Annotated in this window: 22 protein-coding genes; 16 read left to right on the forward strand and 6 right to left on the reverse strand. The window is 62.0% G+C overall.

The window, feature by feature from the left end; genetic code table 11:
- Positions 1 to 7: 7 nt before the first annotated feature.
- Both OSJ75_RS18325 and OSJ75_RS18330 read right to left on the reverse strand, forming a co-directional pair.
- On the reverse strand, positions 8 to 1,030 hold the full coding sequence (locus OSJ75_RS18325; RefSeq protein WP_250019488.1) for a galactitol-1-phosphate 5-dehydrogenase: 1,023 nt from the start codon (positions 1,028 to 1,030) through the stop codon (positions 8 to 10).
- A gap of 68 nt (positions 1,031 to 1,098) precedes the next feature.
- Complete coding sequence (locus OSJ75_RS18330) at positions 1,099 to 2,091, reverse strand: substrate-binding domain-containing protein (RefSeq protein WP_250019487.1); 993 nt, start codon at positions 2,089 to 2,091, stop codon at positions 1,099 to 1,101.
- Between the two features lie 258 nt (positions 2,092 to 2,349).
- Between OSJ75_RS18330 and OSJ75_RS18335 the strand changes: the two genes are divergently transcribed.
- From OSJ75_RS18335 to OSJ75_RS18360, 6 genes are all read left to right on the forward strand, one after another.
- Complete coding sequence (locus tag OSJ75_RS18335; protein ID WP_267229025.1) at positions 2,350 to 3,282, forward strand: threonine/serine dehydratase; 933 nt, start codon at positions 2,350 to 2,352, stop codon at positions 3,280 to 3,282.
- 30 nt (positions 3,283 to 3,312) lie between these two features.
- The gene (gene pepT, locus OSJ75_RS18340) at positions 3,313 to 4,551 is read left to right on the forward strand and encodes a peptidase T (protein WP_267229026.1); all 1,239 of its coding nucleotides are present in this window, start codon (positions 3,313 to 3,315) and stop codon (positions 4,549 to 4,551) included.
- A 1,000-nt stretch (positions 4,552 to 5,551) separates the two neighbouring features.
- On the forward strand, positions 5,552 to 6,379 hold the full coding sequence (locus tag OSJ75_RS18345; protein ID WP_371929612.1) for a transporter substrate-binding domain-containing protein: 828 nt from the start codon (positions 5,552 to 5,554) through the stop codon (positions 6,377 to 6,379).
- A 66-nt stretch (positions 6,380 to 6,445) separates the two neighbouring features.
- Complete coding sequence (locus OSJ75_RS18350; protein WP_250019812.1) at positions 6,446 to 7,729, forward strand: NAD(P)/FAD-dependent oxidoreductase; 1,284 nt, start codon at positions 6,446 to 6,448, stop codon at positions 7,727 to 7,729.
- 45 nt (positions 7,730 to 7,774) lie between these two features.
- Positions 7,775 to 8,734 (forward strand): amino acid ABC transporter permease, encoded by a 960-nt coding sequence (locus OSJ75_RS18355; protein WP_267229027.1) that lies wholly within the window; start codon positions 7,775 to 7,777, stop codon positions 8,732 to 8,734.
- Between the two features lie 18 nt (positions 8,735 to 8,752).
- The gene (locus OSJ75_RS18360) at positions 8,753 to 9,505 is read left to right on the forward strand and encodes an amino acid ABC transporter ATP-binding protein (protein WP_250019810.1); all 753 of its coding nucleotides are present in this window, start codon (positions 8,753 to 8,755) and stop codon (positions 9,503 to 9,505) included.
- A 26-nt stretch (positions 9,506 to 9,531) separates the two neighbouring features.
- On the opposite strand, the gene OSJ75_RS18365 is transcribed toward OSJ75_RS18360, so the two are convergent.
- Both OSJ75_RS18365 and OSJ75_RS18370 read right to left on the reverse strand, forming a co-directional pair.
- Positions 9,532 to 10,344, reverse strand: a complete 813-nt coding sequence (locus tag OSJ75_RS18365) for a PfkB family carbohydrate kinase (RefSeq protein WP_267229028.1) — start codon at positions 10,342 to 10,344, stop codon at positions 9,532 to 9,534.
- Between the two features lie 50 nt (positions 10,345 to 10,394).
- Positions 10,395 to 11,408 carry an SIS domain-containing protein gene (locus OSJ75_RS18370; protein WP_267229029.1) on the reverse strand — a complete coding sequence of 338 codons (1,014 nt, stop codon included), beginning with the start codon at positions 11,406 to 11,408 and terminating at the stop codon, positions 10,395 to 10,397.
- 191 nt (positions 11,409 to 11,599) lie between these two features.
- Between OSJ75_RS18370 and OSJ75_RS18375 the strand changes: the two genes are divergently transcribed.
- Positions 11,600 to 12,331, forward strand: a complete 732-nt coding sequence (locus tag OSJ75_RS18375) for a GntR family transcriptional regulator (protein ID WP_323748382.1) — start codon at positions 11,600 to 11,602, stop codon at positions 12,329 to 12,331.
- Positions 12,332 to 12,350: 19 nt separating this feature from the next.
- Positions 12,351 to 12,872: an SIS domain-containing protein gene (locus tag OSJ75_RS18380; RefSeq protein WP_267229031.1), complete on the forward strand. Its 522-nt coding sequence runs from the start codon at positions 12,351 to 12,353 to the stop codon at positions 12,870 to 12,872.
- Positions 12,873 to 12,890: 18 nt separating this feature from the next.
- Here the strand turns inward: OSJ75_RS18380 and OSJ75_RS18385 are convergent, their stop codons facing one another.
- Positions 12,891 to 13,766, reverse strand: a complete 876-nt coding sequence (locus OSJ75_RS18385; protein WP_250019804.1) for an FkbM family methyltransferase — start codon at positions 13,764 to 13,766, stop codon at positions 12,891 to 12,893.
- Positions 13,767 to 13,955: 189 nt separating this feature from the next.
- Here OSJ75_RS18385 and OSJ75_RS18390 point away from each other — a divergent pair, with 189 nt between their 5' ends.
- Positions 13,956 to 14,240, forward strand: a complete 285-nt coding sequence (locus OSJ75_RS18390) for a DUF3175 domain-containing protein (RefSeq protein ID WP_267229032.1) — start codon at positions 13,956 to 13,958, stop codon at positions 14,238 to 14,240.
- Positions 14,241 to 14,260: 20 nt separating this feature from the next.
- On the opposite strand, the gene OSJ75_RS18395 is transcribed toward OSJ75_RS18390, so the two are convergent.
- Positions 14,261 to 15,613: a formimidoylglutamate deiminase gene (locus OSJ75_RS18395; RefSeq protein WP_267229033.1), complete on the reverse strand. Its 1,353-nt coding sequence runs from the start codon at positions 15,611 to 15,613 to the stop codon at positions 14,261 to 14,263.
- 86 nt (positions 15,614 to 15,699) lie between these two features.
- On the opposite strand from OSJ75_RS18395, the gene hutI reads away from it, so the two are divergent.
- From hutI to OSJ75_RS18430, 7 genes are all read left to right on the forward strand, one after another.
- Positions 15,700 to 16,950, forward strand: a complete 1,251-nt coding sequence (hutI, locus tag OSJ75_RS18400; protein ID WP_267229034.1) for an imidazolonepropionase — start codon at positions 15,700 to 15,702, stop codon at positions 16,948 to 16,950.
- Entirely contained in the window at positions 16,947 to 18,488 is a 1,542-nt protein-coding gene (hutH, locus tag OSJ75_RS18405; protein WP_267229035.1) for a histidine ammonia-lyase, read from the forward strand. Before hutI ends, hutH begins: the two co-directional genes overlap by 4 nt.
- Positions 18,485 to 19,288, forward strand: coding sequence for an N-formylglutamate deformylase (hutG, locus tag OSJ75_RS18410; RefSeq protein WP_267229036.1), 804 nt, complete (start codon positions 18,485 to 18,487; stop codon positions 19,286 to 19,288). The genes hutH and hutG overlap by 4 nt, the downstream gene beginning before the upstream one ends.
- The gene (gene hutU, locus OSJ75_RS18415; protein WP_267229037.1) at positions 19,288 to 20,958 is read left to right on the forward strand and encodes a urocanate hydratase; all 1,671 of its coding nucleotides are present in this window, start codon (positions 19,288 to 19,290) and stop codon (positions 20,956 to 20,958) included. The genes hutG and hutU overlap by 1 nt, the downstream gene beginning before the upstream one ends.
- Positions 20,958 to 21,545 carry a HutD family protein gene (locus OSJ75_RS18420; RefSeq protein WP_267229038.1) on the forward strand — a complete coding sequence of 196 codons (588 nt, stop codon included), beginning with the start codon at positions 20,958 to 20,960 and terminating at the stop codon, positions 21,543 to 21,545. The genes hutU and OSJ75_RS18420 overlap by 1 nt, the downstream gene beginning before the upstream one ends.
- 18 nt (positions 21,546 to 21,563) lie before the next feature.
- Positions 21,564 to 22,310 (forward strand): UTRA domain-containing protein, encoded by a 747-nt coding sequence (locus OSJ75_RS18425; protein ID WP_250019820.1) that lies wholly within the window; start codon positions 21,564 to 21,566, stop codon positions 22,308 to 22,310.
- Between the two features lie 110 nt (positions 22,311 to 22,420).
- Positions 22,421 to 23,569: an ABC transporter ATP-binding protein gene (locus OSJ75_RS18430; RefSeq protein WP_267229039.1), complete on the forward strand. Its 1,149-nt coding sequence runs from the start codon at positions 22,421 to 22,423 to the stop codon at positions 23,567 to 23,569.
- Positions 23,570 to 23,583: the final 14 nt, after the last annotated feature.

A 23,583-nucleotide genomic window follows, 5' to 3' on the forward strand; every position in this document is an offset into this window, starting at 1 on the left:
GCCACGATCAGGGGCGGAACATCACCTTGGAGAAGAACATCGACCTGTCATTCTGGAACTTGCCGAACATTGCCGGCAGTTCGGCAAGATCGAGGTCATGGGTCAGCATGAATTCCCATTCGAGTTCTCCCGATCCGAGCTTCTCCAGCGTGACCGTCCATTGCGGCCCGGGATAGGGCGCGCCGAACGAATTCCACGACCCATGCAGGGAAATCTCCTGCCGCAGGAAATGCTGGAAAGTCTTGTTGTCGAGCGGCACTTCGCCGACCGGAATGCCGATGAATACCACATGGCCGCTGGGCGCCGCCATCTTTACGGCCATGTTGATGGACGAGGGATGCCCCGCTGCCTCCACGATCGTATCGCAGAGAAGACCGGCCGGTATGTCGCTGCCGGAAAGGAACGTGTGCTTGGCGCCGGCCCGGCGGGCGAGTTCCAGCTTCTCTTCCGACACGTCCACCGCGACGACTTCGCTGGCGCCCATGAGCCGCATCCACTGGATGGCGAACAGGCCGATGGGACCGCAGCCGATGACGCCGCCGCGCTGGCCCATGGTCATGCCGCCGGCCTTCCAGATGGCGTGGAGCGCGATCGAGGCGGGGTCGGTCATGGCGACGGCCCTCGGGTCGATGCCTTCCGGCGTCTTCAGGAGATTGGACACCGGCACGCAGACATATTCCGCATAGGCGCCATCGCGGCGGGAACCGAAATAATCATAGTCGCGGCAGCGCGAGAACTGGCCCTTCTGGCACTGGTCGCATTTGTAGCAGGGCAGCATGGGCGGCACGGCCACGAGTTCGCCCTTGGTGAAGCCTTCGACGCCCTCGCCCAGTTCGGCGATATGGCCGGAGAATTCATGGCCGCAGATCAGCGGCATCTTGTGCGCGCCCTTGATCAGCATGCGCGGCAGGTCGGAGCCGCAGACACCGACGGCGGCAACGCGCAGCAGCACATGCCCCGGAAGCACATCCGGAACGGGAACCTCTTCGAGGCGTATATCACCGGGGGCGTAAAGTACTGCTGCGCGCATGATGGATCCTTGACTGCGTATGGATAGGAAACAATGCGGGGTCGGCAGAACCGGCCCCGCCAATATGGTTATTTGCCCAGAACCTCGGGGCGATATTCGGCGAACAGGCCTTCACGCGGGAAATCCGCGACATTCTTGGCAGTGACGAGCGTCGAACCGGCATCGACGAACTTGGCCACCGGCTTCTTCGCCGCCGCCTCGCGCGCCACCTGGATGGTCACGTCGCCGAGATATTTCGGATCGTTCAGCGCGGAAGCGATGTAATTGCCGCCATCGGCGATGATGCCGAGGGCTTCCGAAAGCCCATCGACGCCGGCGACGAGCACGTCGTTGCGGTTGTTTTCCTTCAGCACCTGCAGCGCGCCGAGAGCCATGTCGTCATTATGGGCATAGACCAGCTTGACGTCCGGATTTGCCTGCAGGAGATCCTGCATGGCGGTAACGGCATTGGCCCGGATATATTCGGCATAGGGTCCCTCGACGATCGTATGGCCGGAACCCTCGATCGCCTTGTGGAAGCCGTCGCGGCGATCCATCATGACCGCGCCGCCGGCATCGCCCTGGATCTCGATGATCTTGGCCTTCTCCACGCCATCGGCCTTCAGCCTTTCGACGACGGCCTCGCCGACCATCTGGCCCATCTTCTTGTTGTCGCGGCCGATATGGGCGGTGACGCCCTCGCCATTGACGCTGCGGTCGACGGTGATGACCGGGATGCCTGCGGCAACGGCGGCTTCGAGCGAAGGCACGACCGCATCAGGATTGACCGGATTGATGATGAGCGCGTTGACGCCCTGGGTGATCAGATCCTGGATATCGTTGTTCTGCTTGCTCACATCGCCATTGGCATCGAGGAAGATCAGCGTATCGCCGCCCGCCTTGGCCGCTGCCTCGGCGCCGGTCTTCAATTGCACATAGAATGGCGACTGCAGCGTCACCTGGCTGAAGCCGATCTTCAATCCCTCCGCATGGGCTGGCGCGGTTAGCCCGATACCTGCCGCGAGCGCAACGGCAGACGCGGCCAGAACGAATCTCGACAAAAAACGACGACGGTTGAGCATGGTTTTCCTCCCCATTGACCCAGATTTTCAGAGCGAACAACAAAAGTGCAATTTCTGCTCATTTGTTAAATTGAAAATAAGCAGATGCTCATGGCGGTGTCAACCTCACTGAAAATTTGCAATGGTCCATCGAGATGGCCCATGGAGATTTGCCTCTGCATCCTGCGCACCTCAGTGCTGCAATGCGCTGCGAAGGTGCTTGCGCGACGACCGGCGATGGTCCTAAGCTGGCGGCTCCCCCATTGCGAGATTCTCCCGATGCTCATCACAAGCGAGACCATAGCCGACACCGCGCGGCTGATCCGTCCCCATGTGCGCCGAACGCCTGTCCTGCGCACCGACCTGGCCGATTTCGGCGGTCCGGCGCTGCCGCTCGACCTGAAGCTCGAATGCCTGCAGCATTCCGGCTCGTTCAAGGCGCGCGGCGCCTTCGCCAATCTGCTGACGCGCGAGATTCCCGCCGCCGGCGTCGTCGCTGCCTCGGGCGGCAATCATGGCGCGGCCGTCGCCTATGCCGCGAAGCAGCTCGGCATCCGCGCGACCATTTTCGTGCCCGAACTTGCCTCGGCGGCGAAGATCGCGCTGATCCGGCAATATGGCGCCGATATCGTCATCGGTGGGGCGCGCTACGCCGATGCGCTGGCCGCGAGCGAGACATTCATTGCCGAACACGGCGCGCTCGCCGTCCATGCCTATGACCAGATGGAGACCCTGCTCGGCCAGGGTACGCTGGGCCATGAGATCGAAGAGGATTTGCCCGAGGTGACGACGCTGCTGGTGGCGGTTGGCGGCGGCGGGCTCATCGGCGGCATAGCCGCTTGGTATGCCAGCCGCATCAGGATCGTGGCGGTGGAGCCCGACGGCGCCCCGACGCTGCACGATGCCTTGCGGGCCGGCAAACCGGTCGAAGCGCCGGCGGGCAGCGTCGCGTCGGATTCCCTCGCCCCGCGCCAGGTGGGGCAGCTCATGTTTCCGATCGCACGGGACCATGTCGCCGAATCGGTCCTCGTCACGGATGATGCGATCATCGCCGCGCAGAAGGCGCTGTGGAACGGCGCTCGCGTCGTGGCCGAACCGGGCGGCGCCACCGCCCTTGCCGCCATCCTGTCGGGCGCCTATCGTCCCGGTCCTGACGAGCGCGTCGCCGTGCTCGTCTGCGGGTCGAATACGACAGCCGTCGATTTCGGCTGATAGCGGCCGAATGGTCAGAAAGGAAGAGCAATGAACCAGACTGTCGTCGAACGTTTCCTGCGTTATGTGGTGATCGATACGCAGTCCGACCCGACATCGCCCAGGCAACCATCGACGGAGAAGCAGAAGGATCTCGGCCGTCTTCTGGTGGAGGAACTGCTGGAACTTGGCCTTTCCGACGCCCATCTCGACGAACATGGCTATGTCTACGCCACCATCCCGTCCAATGTGGACAGGCCCGTGCCGGTCATATGTTTCTGCTCCCACATGGATACGGCGCCCGATTTCAGCGGAGCCAATGTCAAGCCGCAGATCGTGCGCAATTATGGCGGCGGCGATATCCCCTTGCCGGGGGATTCGAGCCGGATCATCCGCCCGAGCGAACACAAGGCATTGTCGGACCAGATCGGCAACGACATCATCACCACGGACGGCACGACCCTGCTCGGCGCGGACGACAAGGCCGGCATCGCCGAGATCATGACCGCCGCGCAGACATTGGTGCAGAACCCGCAGATCCCGCACGGGACCATCAAGATCCTGTTCACGCCGGATGAGGAGATCGGCCGCGGCGTCGACAAGGTCGACCTCGCCAGGCTCGGCGCCGAATTCGCCTATACGGTCGATGGTTCGACGGCGGGCACTATCGAGGACGAGACCTTCTCGGCCGACGGCGTGGAGATCACCATATCCGGCGTCGCCATTCATCCGGGCTTTGCCAAGGGCCGGATGCAGAACGCCATCAAGATCGCGGCCGCGCTGCTGGACAGGCTTCCCGCCGACCAGGCGCCTGAAACGACCGAGGGGCGGCAGGGCTTCATCCACCCGACCGGCATCACCGGGTCGATGGAAAAGGCCGAACTCGGCTTCATTATCCGCGATTTCGACGATGCGCTTCTCAAGCAGCGCGCCGCGCTGCTCGAGACATTGCTGAACGAGGTCGTCGCCGCCTATCCCGGCGCGTCCTCCACCTTTGAGGTCAAGGAACAATACCGCAATCTGAAACAGGTGCTCGACCAGCATCCCCGGATCGTCGAATACGCCACCGAGGCGATAGCGCGGGCGGGCCTGACGCCGGTGCGCGGCAGTATCCGTGGCGGCACCGACGGATCGCGCCTGTCGTTCATGGGCCTCCCCTGCGCCAACATCTTTGCCGGTGGCCACGCCTTCCACTCGCCGCTGGAATGGGTGAGCCGGCAGGACATGGAAAAGAGCGTCGCCACGCTGGTGGCACTCGCACAGATCTGGGCCGAACGCAGCGAGGGCTGAGGGCGGTGGTTTGGTGGCGGGGTGGTAGTTCTGTAAGCTCTCGACACCCGCCAACATCTCAGAGCCATCACCCTGCAATCATTCCAATAACCCTCATCCTGCGCTTGTCGAAGGGCGCAACAACGTTTGTGCAATCTTTTTTGGTTGCATCAACATCGTGCGTGCTTCGACAGGCTCAGCATGAGGGAGGTGGGGTGCAACACCTATTGAATACGGAAAATCCGCACCACGCCCGCGAAATCGCGTCTGGTCATTGAAAAAGGGGGGGGGGAGACGGGCGGCCTTCAGCGCGTCAGTAGGTATCAGGGTCGAGGTCCGAAGACCGCCCGCGACGTCTTTGCCTGCCATTGTTACGCTTGTCAGACGCAACAACCCGGAAAACGAAGCGCCACCTCCGTTTCCTTCTGCAGTTTGCCGGTCGATCGGGGTTGTCACTTCCGACCATCCGGCAACGCCACCCTTCCCCAGCTTGTCGAAACAGCACCGGAAGCTGCTCCCCCACTGGAAAGGATTTGTGCAGAATACCCCGGCTTCAAACAGGTGGGATAAGTTTCCACTTATCCCACCTGGAGGGGCGTGTGTTGCATTACTGTTGTGGGGTCCTTCGACAGGCTCAGGATGAGGATGATTGATTTGATTGCAGAAAAGCAGGGAGCCATGATCTGAAACCTCGCAGAATTATCCCCCTGCCAAACTCCACTCTCCCTCATCCTGAGCCCTCATGGTGAACTTGTCGAAGCACGCAGCAACGTTCGTGCAATCCTTCTTTGCAGCGCTGCATCGAAATAGTGGCATCGAAGGCAGGCTCTTTTGGGCCGGGTTTTTGCCTGCCGCCGATGTGCGAACTTCATCATCCCATGTGAATTCGACAACAAGTGACGGTGGTTTCGCTGCGCCGCTCTCTTGACTCCGCAGCTTTTCACGCCGCAATGTATTGTCTGACGTCTTACATAACCACAAGAGAATGCGGGGAAGACGTTGCCAAAGAAGGAGGTCTCTCGTGAACAGTTTTCTCAAATTTGCAGTGGCAGGAGCATTGGCTCTTGCGGCCTCGACGGCGGCCCACGCCGGCGCGACGCTCGATCGGGTCATGAGCAAGAAGGCAATGGTGGTCGCCACGAACAGCAGCTGGCCTCCCCAGAGCTATCTGGACGACAATAATGAAATGGTCGGGTTCGACATCGACATGGCCAAGGAAATCGGCAAGCGCCTGGGCGTCGAAGTCTCGTTCGAGACGCCGGATTGGGCGACCCTGACGGGCGGCCGCTGGCAGGGACGCTATGATGTGGGCGTTGGTTCGGTAACGCCGACCAAGGCGCGCGCCAATGTCATCGATTTCGCCTCGATCTATTATTACAGCCCCTATGTCTATGTCGTGCACAAGGACAGCAAGGCTGCTTCGGTCAACGATCTCAACGGAAAGGTGATCGGCGTCGAAACGGCGACGACCTCCGAGGATTTCATCCGCCGCCAGCTCGAGATCGATGCGCCGGGCCTGCCGCCGATCGAATACAAGATCGAGCCGGGCGAAGTGCGCACCTTTGCCGACTCCATGCTGCCTTTCGACGATCTGCGGCTTGGCGATGGCGTGCGCCTCGACGCGGTCATCGCGCCGGAACAGACTGCACAGAACGCCATCAAGAACGGCTATCCGGTACGCATCATCGAAGGCGAATATGCCTTCCGCGAACCGCTGGTCGTGATCGCCGAAAAGGGCGATCCGGAATGGACCGCCAAGGTCGGCGAAACCATCGCGGCGATCAAGGCCGACGGTACCTTGGCCAAGCTGACCACCAAATGGTACGGCAAGGACTACAGCGCCAACTGATACATTTGAAGGGGGCGGCCGATGTCGCCCCTTTTCAATCGCCTTGCCGTGGGCCGCGAGAGATCAATGACATATATAGATACGTTTTACCGCCGGACGCTTGCGGACGATCGATCCTTTCCGAAGCTCGATGGCATCATCGAATGCGACACGCTGATCGTTGGCGGCGGTCTTGCCGGCCTCACCGCCGCATTGCAGCTTGCAAGAGCCGGCCAGTCGGTGGTCGTGCTCGAAGCGCAGCGCATCGGCTGGGGCGCCTCCGGCCGCAATGGCGGATTTGTCAGCCCGGGCTATGCCAATGGCGCCGATGCGATCGAGCGTGCCGTCGGCGCCGATGCTGCCCGCAAGCTGCATGCGCTTTCGGTCGAAGGGATGTATTTCGTCCGCGATACGATCGCAGAATTGAAGATTGCCGAGGCGGCGCCCGTCAACGGCATCATGAGCGTGCTGCGCTATCCCGATCCGGACGGGCTCAAGGCCTATGCCGAGAAGCTGCAGAAGAATTTCAACTACAAGGTCGATTTCATGGAGTGCGACGAGGTGCGCCAGCGCCTGCGCTCCAATCGCTACTTCCAGGCGCTGCGCGACCCGCAGGCGTTCCACATACATCCGCTGAACTATCTGCGCGCGCTCGCCCGCGAGATCGAGCGGCTCGGCGGCAGGATTTTCGAGCAGAGCGCGGCGGCATCGACCGATCTTTCCGGAGCGTCGAAGGTCGTGCGCACCGCCGCCGGCACGGTGAAAGCGCGCCGCCTGGTGTTGAGCACCGGCGGCTATACGACTTCGCTGATACCGAAGGTCGGCCGCAGCTTCCTGCCCATCGCCACCTATGTGATGCTTTCGGAAGAGGCGCCGGAACTGATCGCTTCCGCCATCGCGACCACCGATGCCATCGGCGACAACCGGCGGGCGGGCGATTATTACCGGGTGGTCGATGGCGGGCGGCGCCTGCTCTGGGGCGGCCGGATCACCACCAAGGCGGCTTCCGCCAGCGCCCTCGCCAATGAGCTGCGCCGGGAAATGACCACCACCTATCCTCAGCTGGCGCAATTGCGCACCGAAGTCGCCTGGTCGGGGCTGATGTCCTATGCGCGCCACCTCATGCCCCAGATCGGCCGGCTGCAGCCCGATGTGTGGTATTGCACGGCCTTTGGCGGACATGGGCTCAACACGACGGCGATCGGCGGAAAGCTGGTTGCCGAAGCCATACTCGGCCAGTCCGACCGCTATACGCTCTTCAACCCCTATGGCCTCGTCTGGGCCGGCGGCCTCGCCGGGCTCGCCACCGCCCAGCTGACCTACTGGAAATTGCAGGCCCAGGACTGGTGGCGGGAGCGCCCCTATGTCTGAGCCCAAGAGCGCCTTGTTCAAGCCCCAGAGAAGGAAACTCCGCTCATGATCGCAGCGTTCATCCTGTCGCATCCGAAGGCGACGAAGCGGATCGGCGGATCGGTTGCCATCGTGCTTCTGGCTGCCATGCTTTACTGGATGGGCGTGGGACCGGGCTGGCTGCAGCCATTCCTGCCTGAAGCCCTGCAATCCCCCGGGGCGTCGCGCGTCGCGGCTGCGATCGTGATCTCGCTGCTGATCGCGCTGAACTGGAAGGTGCTGGGTCTCCTGCCGCGGCTCTACCAGGTCGGCGCCGTCTGGGCCGAGCTATTCGCGCTCCTGCTGCTGTTCTTCTATTCGTTCAATCTCAGTTTCAGCTTCATCGCCAAGAAGATCGGGTTTCTCATCACGCAAGGCGTGGTGACGACGCTATATATTTCGGTGATCTCGATCGTCATCGCGACGATCATCGCGCTCATCGGCGCAATCGCCAAACTGTCGAAGAACGGCGTCGTCTACGGCCTCGCCAGCTTTTACACCTCGCTCTTCCGCGGCCTGCCGCTCTTGATGCAGATCTACATCATCTATCTCGGACTGCCGCAGGTCGGCTATGTGATCGGCGCCATTCCGGCCGGCATCCTCGCGCTTTCGCTCTGCTACGGCGCCTATATGACGGAGATCTTCCGCGCCGGCATCGAGAGCATCCCGAAGGGCCAGAGCGAGGGCGCCACCGCGCTCGGCCTGCGGCCCAACCACACCATGTTCCTGGTGATCCTGCCGCAGGCGATGCGCGTCATCATTCCGCCGACGGGCAACCAGTTCATCGCCATGCTCAAGGATTCGTCGCTGGTCTCCGTCGTCGGCGTCTGGGAAATCATGTATCTGGCACGCACGATGGGCCAGAAGGAGTTCCGCCACATCGAGATGCTGATCACCGCATCCATGATCTACTGGCTGCTGTCCATCGCCCTTGAAATCATCCAGGCCCGCATCGAGGAACGGTTCGGCCGTTCCCTGAAGCGCTGATCGGAGACGACAGAACTCATGACCCAGCCTGCTCCTGCAAGTGCCGAGATCGAGATGAAAGACGTCCATAAATGGTATGGAAGCTATCATGCGCTCGACGATATAAACCTGACGATTGCGCCGCGGGAGAAGGTGGTCCTGTGCGGGCCGTCGGGCTCGGGCAAATCGACCCTGATCCGCTGCATCAACCGGCTGGAGACGCACCAATCGGGCAGAATCGTCGTCGGCGGCATCGAACTCAACGATGAAGAGGACCGGATCGACGAGGTGCGGCGCGAGGTGGGGATGGTATTCCAGCACTTCAACCTGTTTCCGCATCTCACCATCCTGCAGAACTGCATCCTCGCCCCGCTATGGGTTCGCAAGACGCCGAAGAAGCAGGCGATCGACCAGGCGATGCACTTTCTCGAACGCGTCCGGATTCCCGAGCAGGCGAACAAGTTTCCCGGCCAGCTTTCCGGCGGCCAGCAGCAACGGGTGGCGATTGCCCGGGCGCTCTGCATGAGCCCCCGGATCATGCTGTTCGACGAGCCGACATCGGCGCTTGATCCGGAAATGGTCAAGGAAGTGCTCGACACCATGGTTTCCCTCGCCAGGGAAGGCATGACGATGGTGTGCGTCACCCATGAAATGGGCTTTGCCCGCCAGGTGGCGGACCGGGTGATCTTCATGGATCAGGGGCGGATCGTCGAGGAAGGAAAACCGGCGGAATTCTTCGACAATCCGCAGAACGAGCGCAGCAAGCTGTTCCTCAGCCAGATCTTGCACTAGGTTCCAGCCGGCGGCAGGTCGGGCGGTCAGAGCAAGCGCGGTATTTGCCGGAAGCCGCCAAGATGGGTGCATGTGGCGGCCGCGGCATCGCGCCCGGCCTCAAGCCAGACGCGCAGATCGCCGCCCTCCCTGCTCCTTGCGGCGATGAAGCCGGCAATGAAGCTGTCGCCGGCGCCCGTGGTATCGACGACGTCGACCGGCTTGATGCCGATCTGGACGATCTCCTTGCCGTCGGATGCCAGCGAGCCGAGCGCGCCCATCGTCACCACCGCCAGGGCGGCGCCGCGCCGGTGGAACTCGGCTGCCATGTGCCGCGCTTCATCAGGGGAGCCGGCCGAGGCGAAGACGATGCCGAGGCCGGCCACGTCGAGATTTCGCGGATCGGCATTGACGGAGACGTCCTGCGAGACGCTCGTGCCGCTTTGCGCCAGCGCCTGCCGAAGCGCGCCGCCATCGTCGAGCCAGCCGATATGGACGTGGCGCATCTGCACCAGCACTGCGAGTTCATCGGGCTTTGGCGCATAGCCCCGGCACGCGCCGAACTCCTCGACGACAAAGACCCGTTCGCCCGCCTCGGTGATGTCGATGTCGGTGAAGGCGGTAACGGCGGGCCTAATGGCCACATGGTCGGTATTGACGCTGTTCGCCGACAAGGCGTCGACGATATGCCGGCCATCGGCATCATCTCCGATGGCGCCGAAATAGGCCGTCGGGCAGCCGAGCGCGGTCAACTGGACGGCGACATTGACGGCATTGCCGCCAGCGAAAGCCTCGCGCACCGGTGTTTGAAAGCGGTCGACGCAATTGTCGCCGACCGCTGCGAAATGGAAGGATCTCATTCAGGCCTCAATACATGATGCAGCACCATGCGGGCTGACTGCGTCCATAATCAATAGGCGACGCGCTTGTAATAGCGCCGCGTGGTCAGCGGATGATTGCGGATCACTTCCAGATGCGCGCTGACCCTTTCGAGGACGGCGGCGAGGACGACCGGCGAGACCAGGGCGCGCACCTCATCCGAGACGCCGGGAAGCGCGAAGGATGCCGTGTCGAGAACGAACAGCTTCTTCGTGTAGTTCGGCACGAAATTCTCCACCCTTTCGGCGAGCGGGCGGAACTTGTCCTCGCCCTTGAAGAGAATGACGCTGACATCGTCCTCCACGAGTTCAAGCGTGCCGTGGAAGAAATCCGAGGCATGCACGGGCCGCGTCCTTATCCACTGCATCTCTTCGAGAATGCACATGCCGTAATAATAGGCTTCCGGCCATACATTCCCGGCTCCGGCGATGATGTGGTAGTTCGACGCTGCAATCGCCTCGGCAAAACCACGCGCCTGGGGCTCGAAACCGCGCTTCACTTCGATCAGCAATTGCGGCAGCAGCGCGATCTCGGCAATAATCTGCTCGTAATTGGCGATTTCGCCACGGTGTTTCATGATCGAAAGCGCGACGAACAAGGATTGCAGATAGAAGGATTCGCAGGACGTGTCGTCCTCGGCAAAATTGACGAAGGCGTGGTCGCCGCCCTTGCCTAGCGGCGTCTCGGCATGGCCGACAAGGGTCAGCACAGTCGCGCCGATCTGCTTCAGCTTCGCCAGCATCGCCACGCTCTCCTTGGTCGTTCCGGAGAGCGAAGGCATGACGACGATGGACTTGGCGGTGAGATTGGCCGAATCGGCGAGGATCAGCTCCGCCGGCAGATCGAGATAGGCCGGAAAGCGCGAGCTGCGCTGCAGGAGCTGGGCTGCCGGCTGCATCAATATGGCCGCGCCACCCGTGCCAAGGAAGAAGACATTCTCCGCGCCTTTGTTCAGGCAATCGGCAATGACGGCATCGAAACGTGCCGCAAAGCCAGCCGCGCCCGACTGAATGCGAAGATATCTCTGTTCATCGAAGTTTAGCATGACAATGTCTGGTCCCGGTTTGAAATGTTGTAAGACAACTGACATCTAGGCCGCAGCTTGTCAAGCGGAGTAGAGCGCCTTTTCGGCATATTGCGGCACTTGTCGGGGAAGCCTGCCGCCGCAGTCGCATGCCTGGCTTGACCTCGCAGGATTTGTCAGACAAGAAGAATGAACAATTGCGAGGTATTGCCGTGGAAGAACCGTTGCGCGATTCAAGGACCCTTGTGGTGCGCTTGAGAGACCGGATTGCGGAACTCATCCGCGAGGAGGGCCTCGCCCCCGGCGACAAGCTGCCGACCGAATCGCAGCTGACCGAACGTTTCAAGGTCTCCCGTCCCGCACTCAGGGAAGCCCTGAAGCTGCTCGAGCAGGACAGTTTCATCTATGTCGAGCATGGGCGCGGGCGCTTCGTTTCGGCGATGTCCGCCGTGCATGTGGACCGGCCCATCACGGTGTTCGAGAGCGTCACGGACATGTCGCGGCAATACGGATATCGTACCAACAACCGCATTCTCTCGATCAGCGAGGAAATCGCCGACAAGACCGTGGCCAGGCATCTGAAGCTCGAGGCCGGCGAGCGGGTGATCCGGCTGGAGCGGCTGCGCCTCGAGCGCGACACGCCGATCATGTATTGCCTCGACTATGTTCCGCGCACGATCATCCCCGAAAAGCTCTATGATCTCGACTGGAGTGGATCGCTGCTCGACCTGTTGGAACGCTACAAGCAGCGCCCGCGCATGTCCGCGGCATCGGTGACCGCGGTGACGCTGCCGGAAGAAATCGTGGAGCGCCACGATCTGCGGGATTTCGGCCCTGCCCTGCTGATCACGGAAACGGCATATAATGACGCCGGCGCCCCCGTCGTCTACGCCGTCGACTATCACCGCGGCAGCCATTTCACCTTCAGCCTCGTGCGCAAATAATCGTCGGGAGGAGCAGCACATGCGGCCGCCGCCCTTGCAAACCGTCAGGGAAGAACTGGATGCGGTGATGGCGCGCATCGATGAGACCGGTCTTGCGGCGCTGCAAGGCCTGTTCCGGGATTCGGCCAGGCGCATCTTCTTCTGCGGGCAAGGTCGTTCGGGGCTGGTGGCCGAGATGGCTGCGATGCGGTTCATGCACCTTGGCTACCGGGTCCACTTCGTCGGGGAGGCAACCGCTCCCTCGATTGCATCGGGCGATCTGATGATCGTCCTCTCGGCCTCTGGCGAAACCGCCACCACGATAGCGTTCGCCAGGATCGCGCGCTCCGTAGGTGCACAGGTGGCGTGCCTCGTGGGGAGGGCCGAAAGCACCCTCGCCCAATATTGCGATCCGCGCATCCTCGTGCCGGTGGCCGGCAGCCGCCAGTTCGGCGGCACGCTGTTCGAACAGAGCTGCCTGCTCATCCTCGACAGCATTGCGCTGGCCTTTTCGGACGGGCAGCACGATGCCATGCAGGCCCGTCACACCAATCTGCAATAGCGCCCGAGGGCTGGGCCGCTAGGCAGGCAGCGCGACTATGTCGATATGGTCGCCCTCGGCAGTCTCCACATCGTTCATGATTGCTTCGACGTCGTGGCCGCGATCGACGAGTTCGCCGTCCTCGGTGATGACATTGATACGATATCCGAGCCCGATCAGCATTTGGAGATAGGTCTCCGGCGTCACGCTCGAAATCCAGCCGATAAGGCTCGGGCTGAACTCGCTGACGATAATGGGCCGGAACTGCCTGAGAATATCGATCATGCCGTTGAACGCCTTCACCTCGGCGCCCTCGATATCGATCTTGATGAAATCGATGCGATCCCAGCTCTTCAGGATGCCGTCGAGACGCACACAGGGTATCAGCCGCTTGATTTCAAGTGACTGTCCGGCTTGCAGCGTCGCAGTCGTGCCATTGGAGCCGGAACCGCTCAGCGAAAGCACGTCCGTCCGATCGCCGACAGCGGTCAGCAGGATTTCTACCTGGCTGAACTGATTGGCGTCGCGGCTGGCGGTGAGCAACCTGCCGTTTTCGATGTTCGGCTCGATGGCCAGGACACGCCCCGTCGTGCCGACGAGCTTCGCCAGCAGCATGGTGAAATAGCCGATATTGGCGCCGATATCGAGCGCCCGCATGCCGGGTTTCACGAGTTCCTTCACGATCCGCGTGACGTTCGGCTCATAGCTGCCGCCGGCAACATTGCTGCCCACATCGGGATCGGCGCGATCGGCATAGATCCACGCATCGTTGAGAAACACCTTTTCGAGGTTTTTCGCGCCGGGCGGGTCGAGCAAGCGGCGATTCTGGAACTCGAGCGAGTTCAGATACATGCGAACTATGTCTTCAAGCGGCTTGCCCGCATAGCCATAATGCCCGCTTTCTTCCTCGTTCATCTGTCGTCCCAAGATCAAACGGAAAGCATATTCGATATCGGCTCTGGTCGTTTCAATCGTCATGTGATGCGTCTCGCCCCCTCGCTAGCCCGGCATTGTCGATGATCTATAACCGATGCTTTCCGGGCAAGGAACAAATTCCGGCTGATCATGTTGATCAACAACACAATTCGCAATGGAGAGTGTTTCATGCCCGCGCAGAAGAAATGGTCGCAGGAAGTGACCGAGAAAAGCGACGCACTCGACCTTGAGGAGAATGTCTTCGAGGCCGACGACCCAAGGAAAATCGCCCGATCGTTGAAGAAATCGGCGGAAGCGTCCGACCGGCGGAAATCAAGCCCGTTTCGCTCCGCCATGTCGATGCTGACATTCTATGTCAATCGGGCCGGTACCAAGCTTCCGCAGAAGCAGAAGCGCGTGCTCGAGCGGGCCAAGGATGAATTGCGGGAATTGTACGGGCGCAAGCCCTCATAGACAGGCGCGCTTGCCGCCGGCTATTGCGATGCCGAGATCACCTGCCGCAGCGCCGACGAGAAGCGCGTCTCGATCTCGCCGCGATGGACATGGCGGCCTTCGGATACCAGCTTCCTGCCGCGCACCCAGACATCATGCGGCTTGACCGCATTGGCGAAAATCCAGGCATCGAGTGCCGCATCCCCCGCATAGACGTCCGCTACATCGGCGGAAAGGCTGACGAAACTGGCCGGCCTTCCGACTTCAAGGCCGCTCTCGGCGCCGAGCGCTGTGGTGCCGCCCCGCAATGCACCGTCGAAGAGCGCGCGGCCGGTAGATCCCGCCTGGCCCGCCATGACATTGCGCGAGCGGTGCAGCAGACGCTGCGAATATTCGAGCTGGCGCAATTCGTCCCCTATGCCGATCAGGACATTGGAATCCGAACCCACGCCATAGGCGCCGCCGGCGGCGATGAACGCCGTGCCCGGAAATATCCCGTCGCCGAGATTGGCCTCCGTCACCGGACAAAGCCCGGCCACCGCCCCTGATTGTGCCATGCGCTGCGTCTCGTCGGCGGTCATGTGGGTGGCGTGGATGAGGCACCAGCTCGCATCGACAGGAGCATGATCGAGCAGCCATTCCACCGGCCGTTTGCCGGACCAGGCGAGGCAGTCGTCCACCTCCTTCATCTGCTCGGCGATATGAATATGCTTTGGGCCGCTTCCCGCCAATCGCGTCACCGCGGCAAGCTCGGCTTGCGTCACCGCGCGCAGGCTATGCGGCGCGACGCCGAGATTGGCTCCCGGCATGTCGCCGATTATCCGTTCACAGCGGGCGTAGAGCTTTTCGAAACTCGCCAGCGAATTGACGAAGCGGCGCTGGCCTTCATTCGGGGCGGCGCCGCCGAAGGTGGAATGGGCATAGAATACCGGCAGCAGCGTCAAATCGATGCCGGTCTCGGCCGCCGCCCCGGCTATCCTCGCCGCCATTTCGGCAATGTCGCCATAGGGGCTTCCGTCCAGATCATGGTGGAGATAGTGGAACTCGCCGACCTTGGTGAAGCCGGCTTCGAGCATTTCCACATAGAGCTGCGCTGCGAAGGCCTGCGCATGGTCCGGCGTCATGGATAGGGCGAAGCGATACATGATATCGCGCCAGCTCCAGAAACTGTCCTCCCCCGCCCCGCGGGTTTCCGCCAGCCCGGCCATGCCGCGCTGGAACGCATGGCTGTGAAGGTTCGGCATTCCGGGAATGATGATTTCATGGCGTTCGTCGGCGGCGGAAGCAACGCCGTCAAGCTCCAGCGACTGGATGCCTCGATCGTCGAACGACATCCGCACATTGCTCTTCCAGCCGGTCGGCGTGAGGAGAGTCTTTGCAAATACGCTGGCCATGGTTCCTCCCGTGACAGAAAAATCGTTTGCGTTGGGTTTAATTATGTCTATACATATTGGAGGGAGAAGGAAAGGCACAAAGCTCGATGGGTGGAGAGAATAATAGCGCAGATCCTGAGGTGGTTCCGGGACATTTGTGGCTGGGCGCCCGCCTTGCCACGCTCGAAGAGGGCAATGCCGAACCGATAGAAGACGGAGCCTTGCTGGTCAGGAACGGCGTGATCGCGTTCGCCGGGCCAAGGGCTGAGCTACCGGCCGATCTCGCCAAGGACGCTGCCATCACCGATGTGCAGGGCCGCCTCATCACCCCCGCCTTCATCGACTGCCACACCCACCTCGTCTATGGCGGCAACCGCGCACGCGAATTCGAGATGCGGCTGGACGGCGCCAGCTATGAGGAGATCGCCCGCGCCGGTGGCGGCATCGTCTCTTCCGTCAAGGCCACGAACGAACTCGATGACGACGCGCTGACGGCCCAGGCCCTTCCGAGACTGGACGCACTCCTGGCCGAAGGTGTCTCGACGGTCGAGATAAAATCCGGCTACGGGCTCAACATCGAAGCCGAATTGAAGATGCTTCGCGTGGCGCGTGGCCTTGCGCGGCATCGGCCGGTGCGCATAGTGACGAGCTATCTCGCCGCGCACGCCACGCCCCCCGACTATAAGGGAAGAGCGGACGACTATATCGCCGAAATCGTCATCCCCGGCCTGGCTGCTGCGCATGCGCAAGGTCTGGTCGACGCGGTCGACGGTTTCTGCGAAGGCATTGCATTCTCGACGGAGCAGATTGCGCGGGTATTCGACGAGGCGGCAAGGCTCGGCCTGCCGGTCAAGCTTCACGCCGAACAGCTCTCCAACCTTGGCGGCGCAAAGCTCGCCGCTTCCCATGGAGCACTCTCCGCCGACCACCTCGAATATCTGGATGATGAGGGCGCGCGCGCATTGGCGGATGCCGGAACCGTCGCCGTCCTGCTTCCCGGCGCCTTCTATGCGCTGCGCGAGGAGCGGGCCCCGCCGGTAGCGGCGCTGAGAAATGCCGGCGCGCGCATTGCCATCGCCACCGACAGCAACCCGGGAACATCCCCCCTCACCTCGCTTCTCCTGACGATGAACATGGCCTGCACGCTGTTCGGCCTGACCGTGGCGGAAGCACTGGCCGGAGTGACCCGCGAGGCGGCACGGGCACTCCGCATTCTCGATCGGACAGGCACGCTCACAACGGGAAAATCCGCGGATTTCGCGGTCTGGAATGTCGAGCAGCCGGCAGAGCTTGCCTATCGGATCGGCTTCAATCCCCTGCATGAACGGATATTTCAAGGAAAGACGACCAACAGATGACCGTCACACTTCAACCCGGCAATGTCCCGCTGGCTGTTCTTGCCGAGCTCTACTGGACCGGCGCTCCCGCCCGGCTCGATACTGCCTGCCATGCCGGCGTCGAAGCTGCCGCGCGCCGTATCGCCGATATCGCCGCGGGGAACGCCCCCGTCTATGGCATCAATACCGGCTTCGGCAAGCTGGCGTCGATCAAGATCGAGGCTGCGGATGTCGCAACGCTTCAGCGCAACCTCATTCTCTCGCATTGCTGCGGCGTCGGCCAGCCGCTGACGGAAAATATCGTGCGGCTGATCATGGTGCTCAAGCTGATCTCCCTCGGCCGCGGCGCTTCCGGCGTCCGTATGGAACTGATCCGGCTGATCGAAGACATGCTTTCGAAGGGTGTCATTCCCGTCATACCCGAGAAGGGTTCGGTTGGTGCATCCGGCGATCTGGCGCCGCTGGCCCACATGGCCGCCGCGATGATCGGCGAAGGCGAAGTCGTCGTGGAGGGCGCCCGCATGGCAGCGCGCGACGGTCTCGCCAGGGCTGGCCTCACGCCGGTGGTGCTTGCGGCAAAAGAGGGTCTGGCTCTGATCAACGGCACGCAGGTTTCGACGGCATTGGCGCTGGCGGGCCTGTTCCGCGCCCATCGTGCCGCACAGTCGGCGCTGATCACCGGCGCCTTGTCGACCGATGCGGCGATGGGTTCGTCCGCGCCGTTCGAAGCGGAAATCCACACATTGCGCGGACATCGCGGCCAGATCGACACTGGCGCGGCGTTGCGGCGTCTCCTCGAAGGTTCGCCGATCCGCGCCAGCCATGTCGAAGGCGACGAGCGCGTGCAGGACCCCTATTGCATTCGCTGCCAGCCGCAGGTCGATGGCGCATGCCTCGATCTGCTGCGAATGGCGGCGCGGACGCTCGAGATCGAAGCCAATGCCGTGACGGACAATCCGCTCGTCCTCAGCGATGGCGCGGTGGTTTCGGGCGGCAATTTCCACGCCGAGCCCGTTGCTTTCGCCGCCGACCAGATCGCCCTCGCCATCTGCGAGATAGGATCGATCGCCCAGCGCCGGATTGCGTTGCTGGTCGATCCGACGCTGTCCTACGGCTTGCCGGCTTTCCTCGCCAAGAAGCCCGGGCTGAATTCCGGCCTGATGATTGCCGAGGTCACTTCCGCCGCGCTCATGTCCGAGAACAAGCAGATGTCCCATCCTGCCTCCGTGGACTCGACGCCGACGTCCGCCAACCAGGAAGATCATGTCTCCATGGCCTGCCATGGGGCGCGGCGGCTGCTGCAGATGACGGAGAACCTCTTCGCCATCGTCGGCATCGAGGCATTGACCGCGGCACAGGGCATCGATTTGCGCGCGCCGCTGAAGACGAGCTCGGAGCTGACCAATGCCCATGCGGCGATCCGAAATGCAGTGCCGGAGCTTGAGGAAGATCGCTACATGGCGAACGATCTGGCGGCCGCTTCCGAATTGGTTGCTTCAGGCGGCCTCAACGCGGCAATATCGTCCGGCATCCTTCCAGAACTGGATACCGCACCATGAATATGGTCGAGACGACACGCGGCTCTTCGCCGATCATCCTCGGATTTCCGCATACGGGCACCTTCGTGCCGGCCGATATCCAGGAGCGGCTCAACGACAATGGCCGGCTGCTCGCCGATACGGACTGGCATATCGACAGGCTCTACAGCGACCTTCTTCCGAACGTCACGACGGTGCGGGCGGTATTTCATCGCTATGTGATCGACGCCAATCGCGATCCGCAAGGCGTCAGCCTCTATCCCGGCCAGAATACGACCGCGCTCATTCCCGAGACGGATTTCGACGGCGAGCCGATCTGGCGCAGCGGCGAACGGCCCACGGCGGCCGATACCAGAGCGCGCCTTGCGACCTATCATGCGCCCTATCATCAGGCATTGGCGCAGGAGATCGAGCGCGTTCATGCGGAGCACGGCCTGTGCATTCTCTATGATTGCCACTCCATACGCTCGCATATTCCGTTTCTGTTTCAGGGAAAACTTCCGGATTTCAATATCGGCACGAATGAAGGCAAAAGCTGTTCCGCGGAGATCGCCTCCGCCGTCGGCCGCATCGTGTTTGCGGCACGGGGTTATGACGCGGTGATCAATGGCCGCTTCAAGGGCGGCTGGACCACGCGCCATTACGGCAATCCCGACAAGGGCGTGCACGCCATACAGATGGAGTTGACGCAATCGTCGCATCTCGGCACCGAAGCGCCGCCCTTTGACTATGACGAGGGCAAGGCGGAACGGCTGCGCCGGCATTTGCGCGACATTCTGGAAATTCTCGAACAGACAGCAATAAAGCTGGGGAGCAGATGATGAACAATCCACGGCACAATATTCGTGAGATCCGCAGCCCGCGCGGCTCCGAGCTCAATGCGAAAACCTGGGTGACCGAAGCGCCGCTGCGCATGTTGATGAACAATCTCGACCCGGATGTGGCGGAGAATCCCAATGAACTCGTCGTCTATGGCGGTATCGGCCGGGCCGCACGGACCTGGGACGATTTCGACAAGATCGTTGCGACGTTGAAGAACCTCAACGAGGACGAGACGCTTCTGGTGCAATCCGGGAAGCCGGTCGGCGTGTTCAAGACCCATTCGAACGCGCCACGCGTGCTCATCGCCAATTCCAACCTCGTGCCGCATTGGGCGACATGGGATCACTTCAACGAGCTCGATAAGAAGGGCCTGGCGATGTATGGCCAGATGACCGCCGGCTCGTGGATCTATATCGGCACCCAGGGCATCGTGCAGGGCACCTACGAAACCTTCGTCGAAGCCGGACGCCAGCATTATGGCGGCAATCTCCAGGGAAAGTGGATATTGACCGGCGGCCTTGGCGGCATGGGCGGCGCCCAGCCGCTTGCCGCGGTGATGGCAGGCGCATGCTGTCTCGCGGTTGAATGCAATCCCGATTCCATCGATTTCCGGTTGCGCACCCGCTATCTGGACGCCAAGGCATCGACCATCGACGAAGCATTGGAAATGATCGACCGATGGACAAAGGCCGGCGAGGCCAAGTCGGTCGGCCTGCTCGGCAACGCGGCCGAGATCCTGCCTGAACTCGTAAGGCGGGGCGTGCGCCCGGACATCGTGACGGACCAGACCTCGGCCCACGATCCTATCAACGGCTATCTGCCGAAAGGCTGGACACTGGCGGAGTGGCGGCAGAAGCGCGAAAGCGACCCGAAGGCGGTCGAGCGGGCGGCGCGCGCTTCCATGCGGGAACATGTGGAGGCGATGATCGCCTTCTGGAACCAGGGCATCCCGACGCTCGACTACGGCAATAATATCCGCCAGGTCGCCAAGGATGAGGGACTGGAGAACGCCTTCGCCTTTCCGGGCTTCGTTCCGGCCTATATCAGGCCGCTGTTCTGCCGCGGCATAGGACCGTTCCGCTGGGCGGCACTGTCCGGCGACCCGGAGGATATCTACAAGACCGATGCCAAGGTCCGCGAACTGACGCCGGGGAATACCCATCTGCACAATTGGCTGGACATGGCGCGCGAGCGGATATCGTTCCAGGGATTGCCGGCGCGTATCTGCTGGGTCGGTCTCGGCGACAGGCACCGCCTGGGCCTTGCCTTCAACGAGATGGTGCGCAATGGCGAATTGAAGGCGCCGATCGTGATCGGGCGGGACCATCTGGATTCGGGTTCGGTTGCCTCGCCCAACAGGGAGACGGAAGCCATGCGCGACGGTTCCGACGCCGTGTCCGACTGGCCATTGCTGAACGCTCTCCTCAATACGGCATCCGGCGCGACATGGGTTTCCCTGCATCACGGCGGTGGTGTCGGCATGGGGTATTCCCAGCATTCCGGCATGGTCATCTGCTGCGACGGGACCGACGATGCCGCCGAGCGCATCGGCCGCGTGCTCTGGAACGATCCCGCAACTGGCGTGATGCGTCACGCGGATGCCGGTTATGAAATCGCGATCGAATGCGCCAGGGACAAGGGCCTCAACCTGCCCGGCATACTCGGCTGATGAGGATATTTCGGTCCAGCACCTATCGGCAGACGCCGTGGAAGAACGGCGGCGGTGTCACGACCGAGATCATGGTGTTCCCGGAAGGGGCGGCCTTGAGCGATTTCGACTGGCGGGTCAGCATGGCGCAGGTGTCGTCGGACGGCGCCTTTTCCGAGTTCGACGGGATCGATCGCACCCTGACCGTCATCGAGGGTGCCGCGATGACGCTTCATTTCGGCGAGCAGCGGAAAGTGCGTCTGTCGCCCGCTTCTCCCCCTTTCGACTTCCCGGGTGACGTCCGCGTGGATGCCGTCCTCGAGGGTGAAGCCCTGACCGACTTGAACGTGATGACCCGCCGCGGCCGCTGGAGCCACGATGTGACGAAAATCGGCGGCAATGAGCGCCATGCGGTTCGGACAAACGCAAATTGCGTCGTCCTGTTCTGCAGCGGCGGAGCCGTGAAGGTCGAGGTCACCGGGCATGATGCGGCACTGCTCGAAAAACACGACGCGGTTCTATATGACGCGAAAGGCGGGGAATTGGAGCTTGCCTGCCATGGCTCCGGCGACGCCCTGCTCATCGAGCTTTACAAGCAGTCGGCCTGAGGATCTGCAGTGGAAAACCTGAAGCGTGAACCAGCGACGGATGCGGACAGCGCCAAGGGGCAGCTTTCCGCGCGTATCAGGCAGGATATCGAACGCAAGATAATGTCTGGCGAATGGCCGCCCGGAAAGCGCATACCGATCGAGCGGGAACTGATGATCGAATATGATTGCGCCCGGATGACGGTGAACAAGGCGCTCTCGGCACTTGCGGTAGCCGGGCTGATCGAAAGGCGCCGGAGGGCGGGAAGCTTCGTTTCCCGGCCCTTGTCGCAAGCCGCCGTGATAGAGATTTCCGATGTGAGGGCGGAGGTCGAGGCAACGGGCCAGGTCTACACTCTCGAAGTGCTTTCCCACCGGCAGCGCACCAGCACCCGCATGGACATGAAGCGGCTGGACGTGGAGCGGCCGCGCCCGATACTGGCGATTGCCTGCAGGCACTGGTCCGGCCAGCGCGTGCATTCCTTCGAAGACCGTCTCATCGATCTTTCGAACGTTCCCGAGGTTGCGGCTGTAGCCTTCGACAGCGAGCCGCCCGGCACGTGGCTGCGGACGCACGTACCATGGTCGGAAGCGGAGAACCGGATTACCGCGCTCAATGCCGATGCCGACCTCGCCGCGAAGCTCCTGCTGAAGGAAGGTTCCGCCTGCCTTCAGGTGGAACGCTCGACCTGGCGTGACGACCGCCCGATCACCAATGTGCGCATGATCTATCCCGGCGATTCATACCGGCTCGTCGCGCATTTCAGCCCGAAAGGCGCGGGCTAACAATATCTCCACCTGCGGCCGAAATCCGTGCCGATATTTCCGCTTGTCATCGAGGTGTAATAAACGGACATTACAAGAAAAAATGCACAGCTGCGCAAGTGGGGGCGGAAATGGATGCGGGAGCTTTCCTCAGTATCGAGGATATCAGTGTCGGCTATGGGCCGACAACGGTACTGGACGGCTTGAATCTTGCCATTCGCAAGGGCGAGTTCGTCGCGCTCCTCGGCTCGTCGGGGTGCGGCAAGACCACCCTGCTGCGCACCATTGCCGGCTTTGCCAGGCCAGTGAAAGGAGCAATCCGGGTCGCTGACCGAAACGTGACCCACCTTCCCCCGGACAAGCGCGGAATGGCACTGGTATTCCAATCCTACGCCCTCTGGCCGCATATGACCGTAACCCAGAACATGGCCTATGGGTTGAAGCTGCAAGGCCGCGACCGGCAGGAGATCACGTCGCGCATCGGCGAACTGCAAGGCTTGCTCGGCCTCTCCGGGCTGGGCGACCGGAAGCCAGCCCAGCTATCCGGCGGACAGAGGCAGCGCGTCGCGCTTGGTCGTGCGCTGGCGATCGATCCGGAAATATTGCTGCTGGACGAGCCTCTGTCCAATCTCGACGCCCGGATCCGACTGACGGTGCGCCATGAAATCCGCGCGCTGCAGAAGCGGCTGGGTATCACCGCCATCCACGTGACGCATGATCGCGAGGAAGCCATGGTGATGGCGGATCGCATCGTCGTGATGAACCGCGGCCGGATCGAACAGCAGGGCACGCCCGAGGACGTCTATAACCGCCCTGCTTCGCCTTTTGTGGCCGCATTCATGGGCGCGGAGAATCTCCTCGACATGGAGGTCAGCGTGGGTCCCCAGCGGATCGATTTGGCCGGACAGCAAGTCCTTGCGATGCCCCACCATCGGGATCTGAGGAGCGGACGCGCGGAAATCCGGTTCAGGAGCGAGGCGGCTACCCTGCTTCGGCCGGGCGAGCCGCCTCCGGCACAGGCTGGCGGGCCTGAACTTGCCGGCGGGCTTGAACTTGCCGGCGGGCTTCAACTTGCAGGTACCGTTGCGAATGTCAGCTATCCCGGCGGCCACTTCCGCCATGGCGTCAGTATCGGCGGGCGGGAAATCCTCGTGGATTCTCCATCGCCATTCAATCAGGACGAGCAGGTGCGAGTATATGTGCCGTCTTCAGCCCTGTTTATTTTCAATACCAGTACCGATGGGGAGAACGATCGCCAAACAGAAGCGATCCGCAATTAAGTTTCCGTAATAGA

The organism is Phyllobacterium sp. 0TCS1.6A, from assembly GCF_026420825.1.
Classification (GTDB): domain Bacteria; phylum Pseudomonadota; class Alphaproteobacteria; order Rhizobiales; family Rhizobiaceae; genus Phyllobacterium.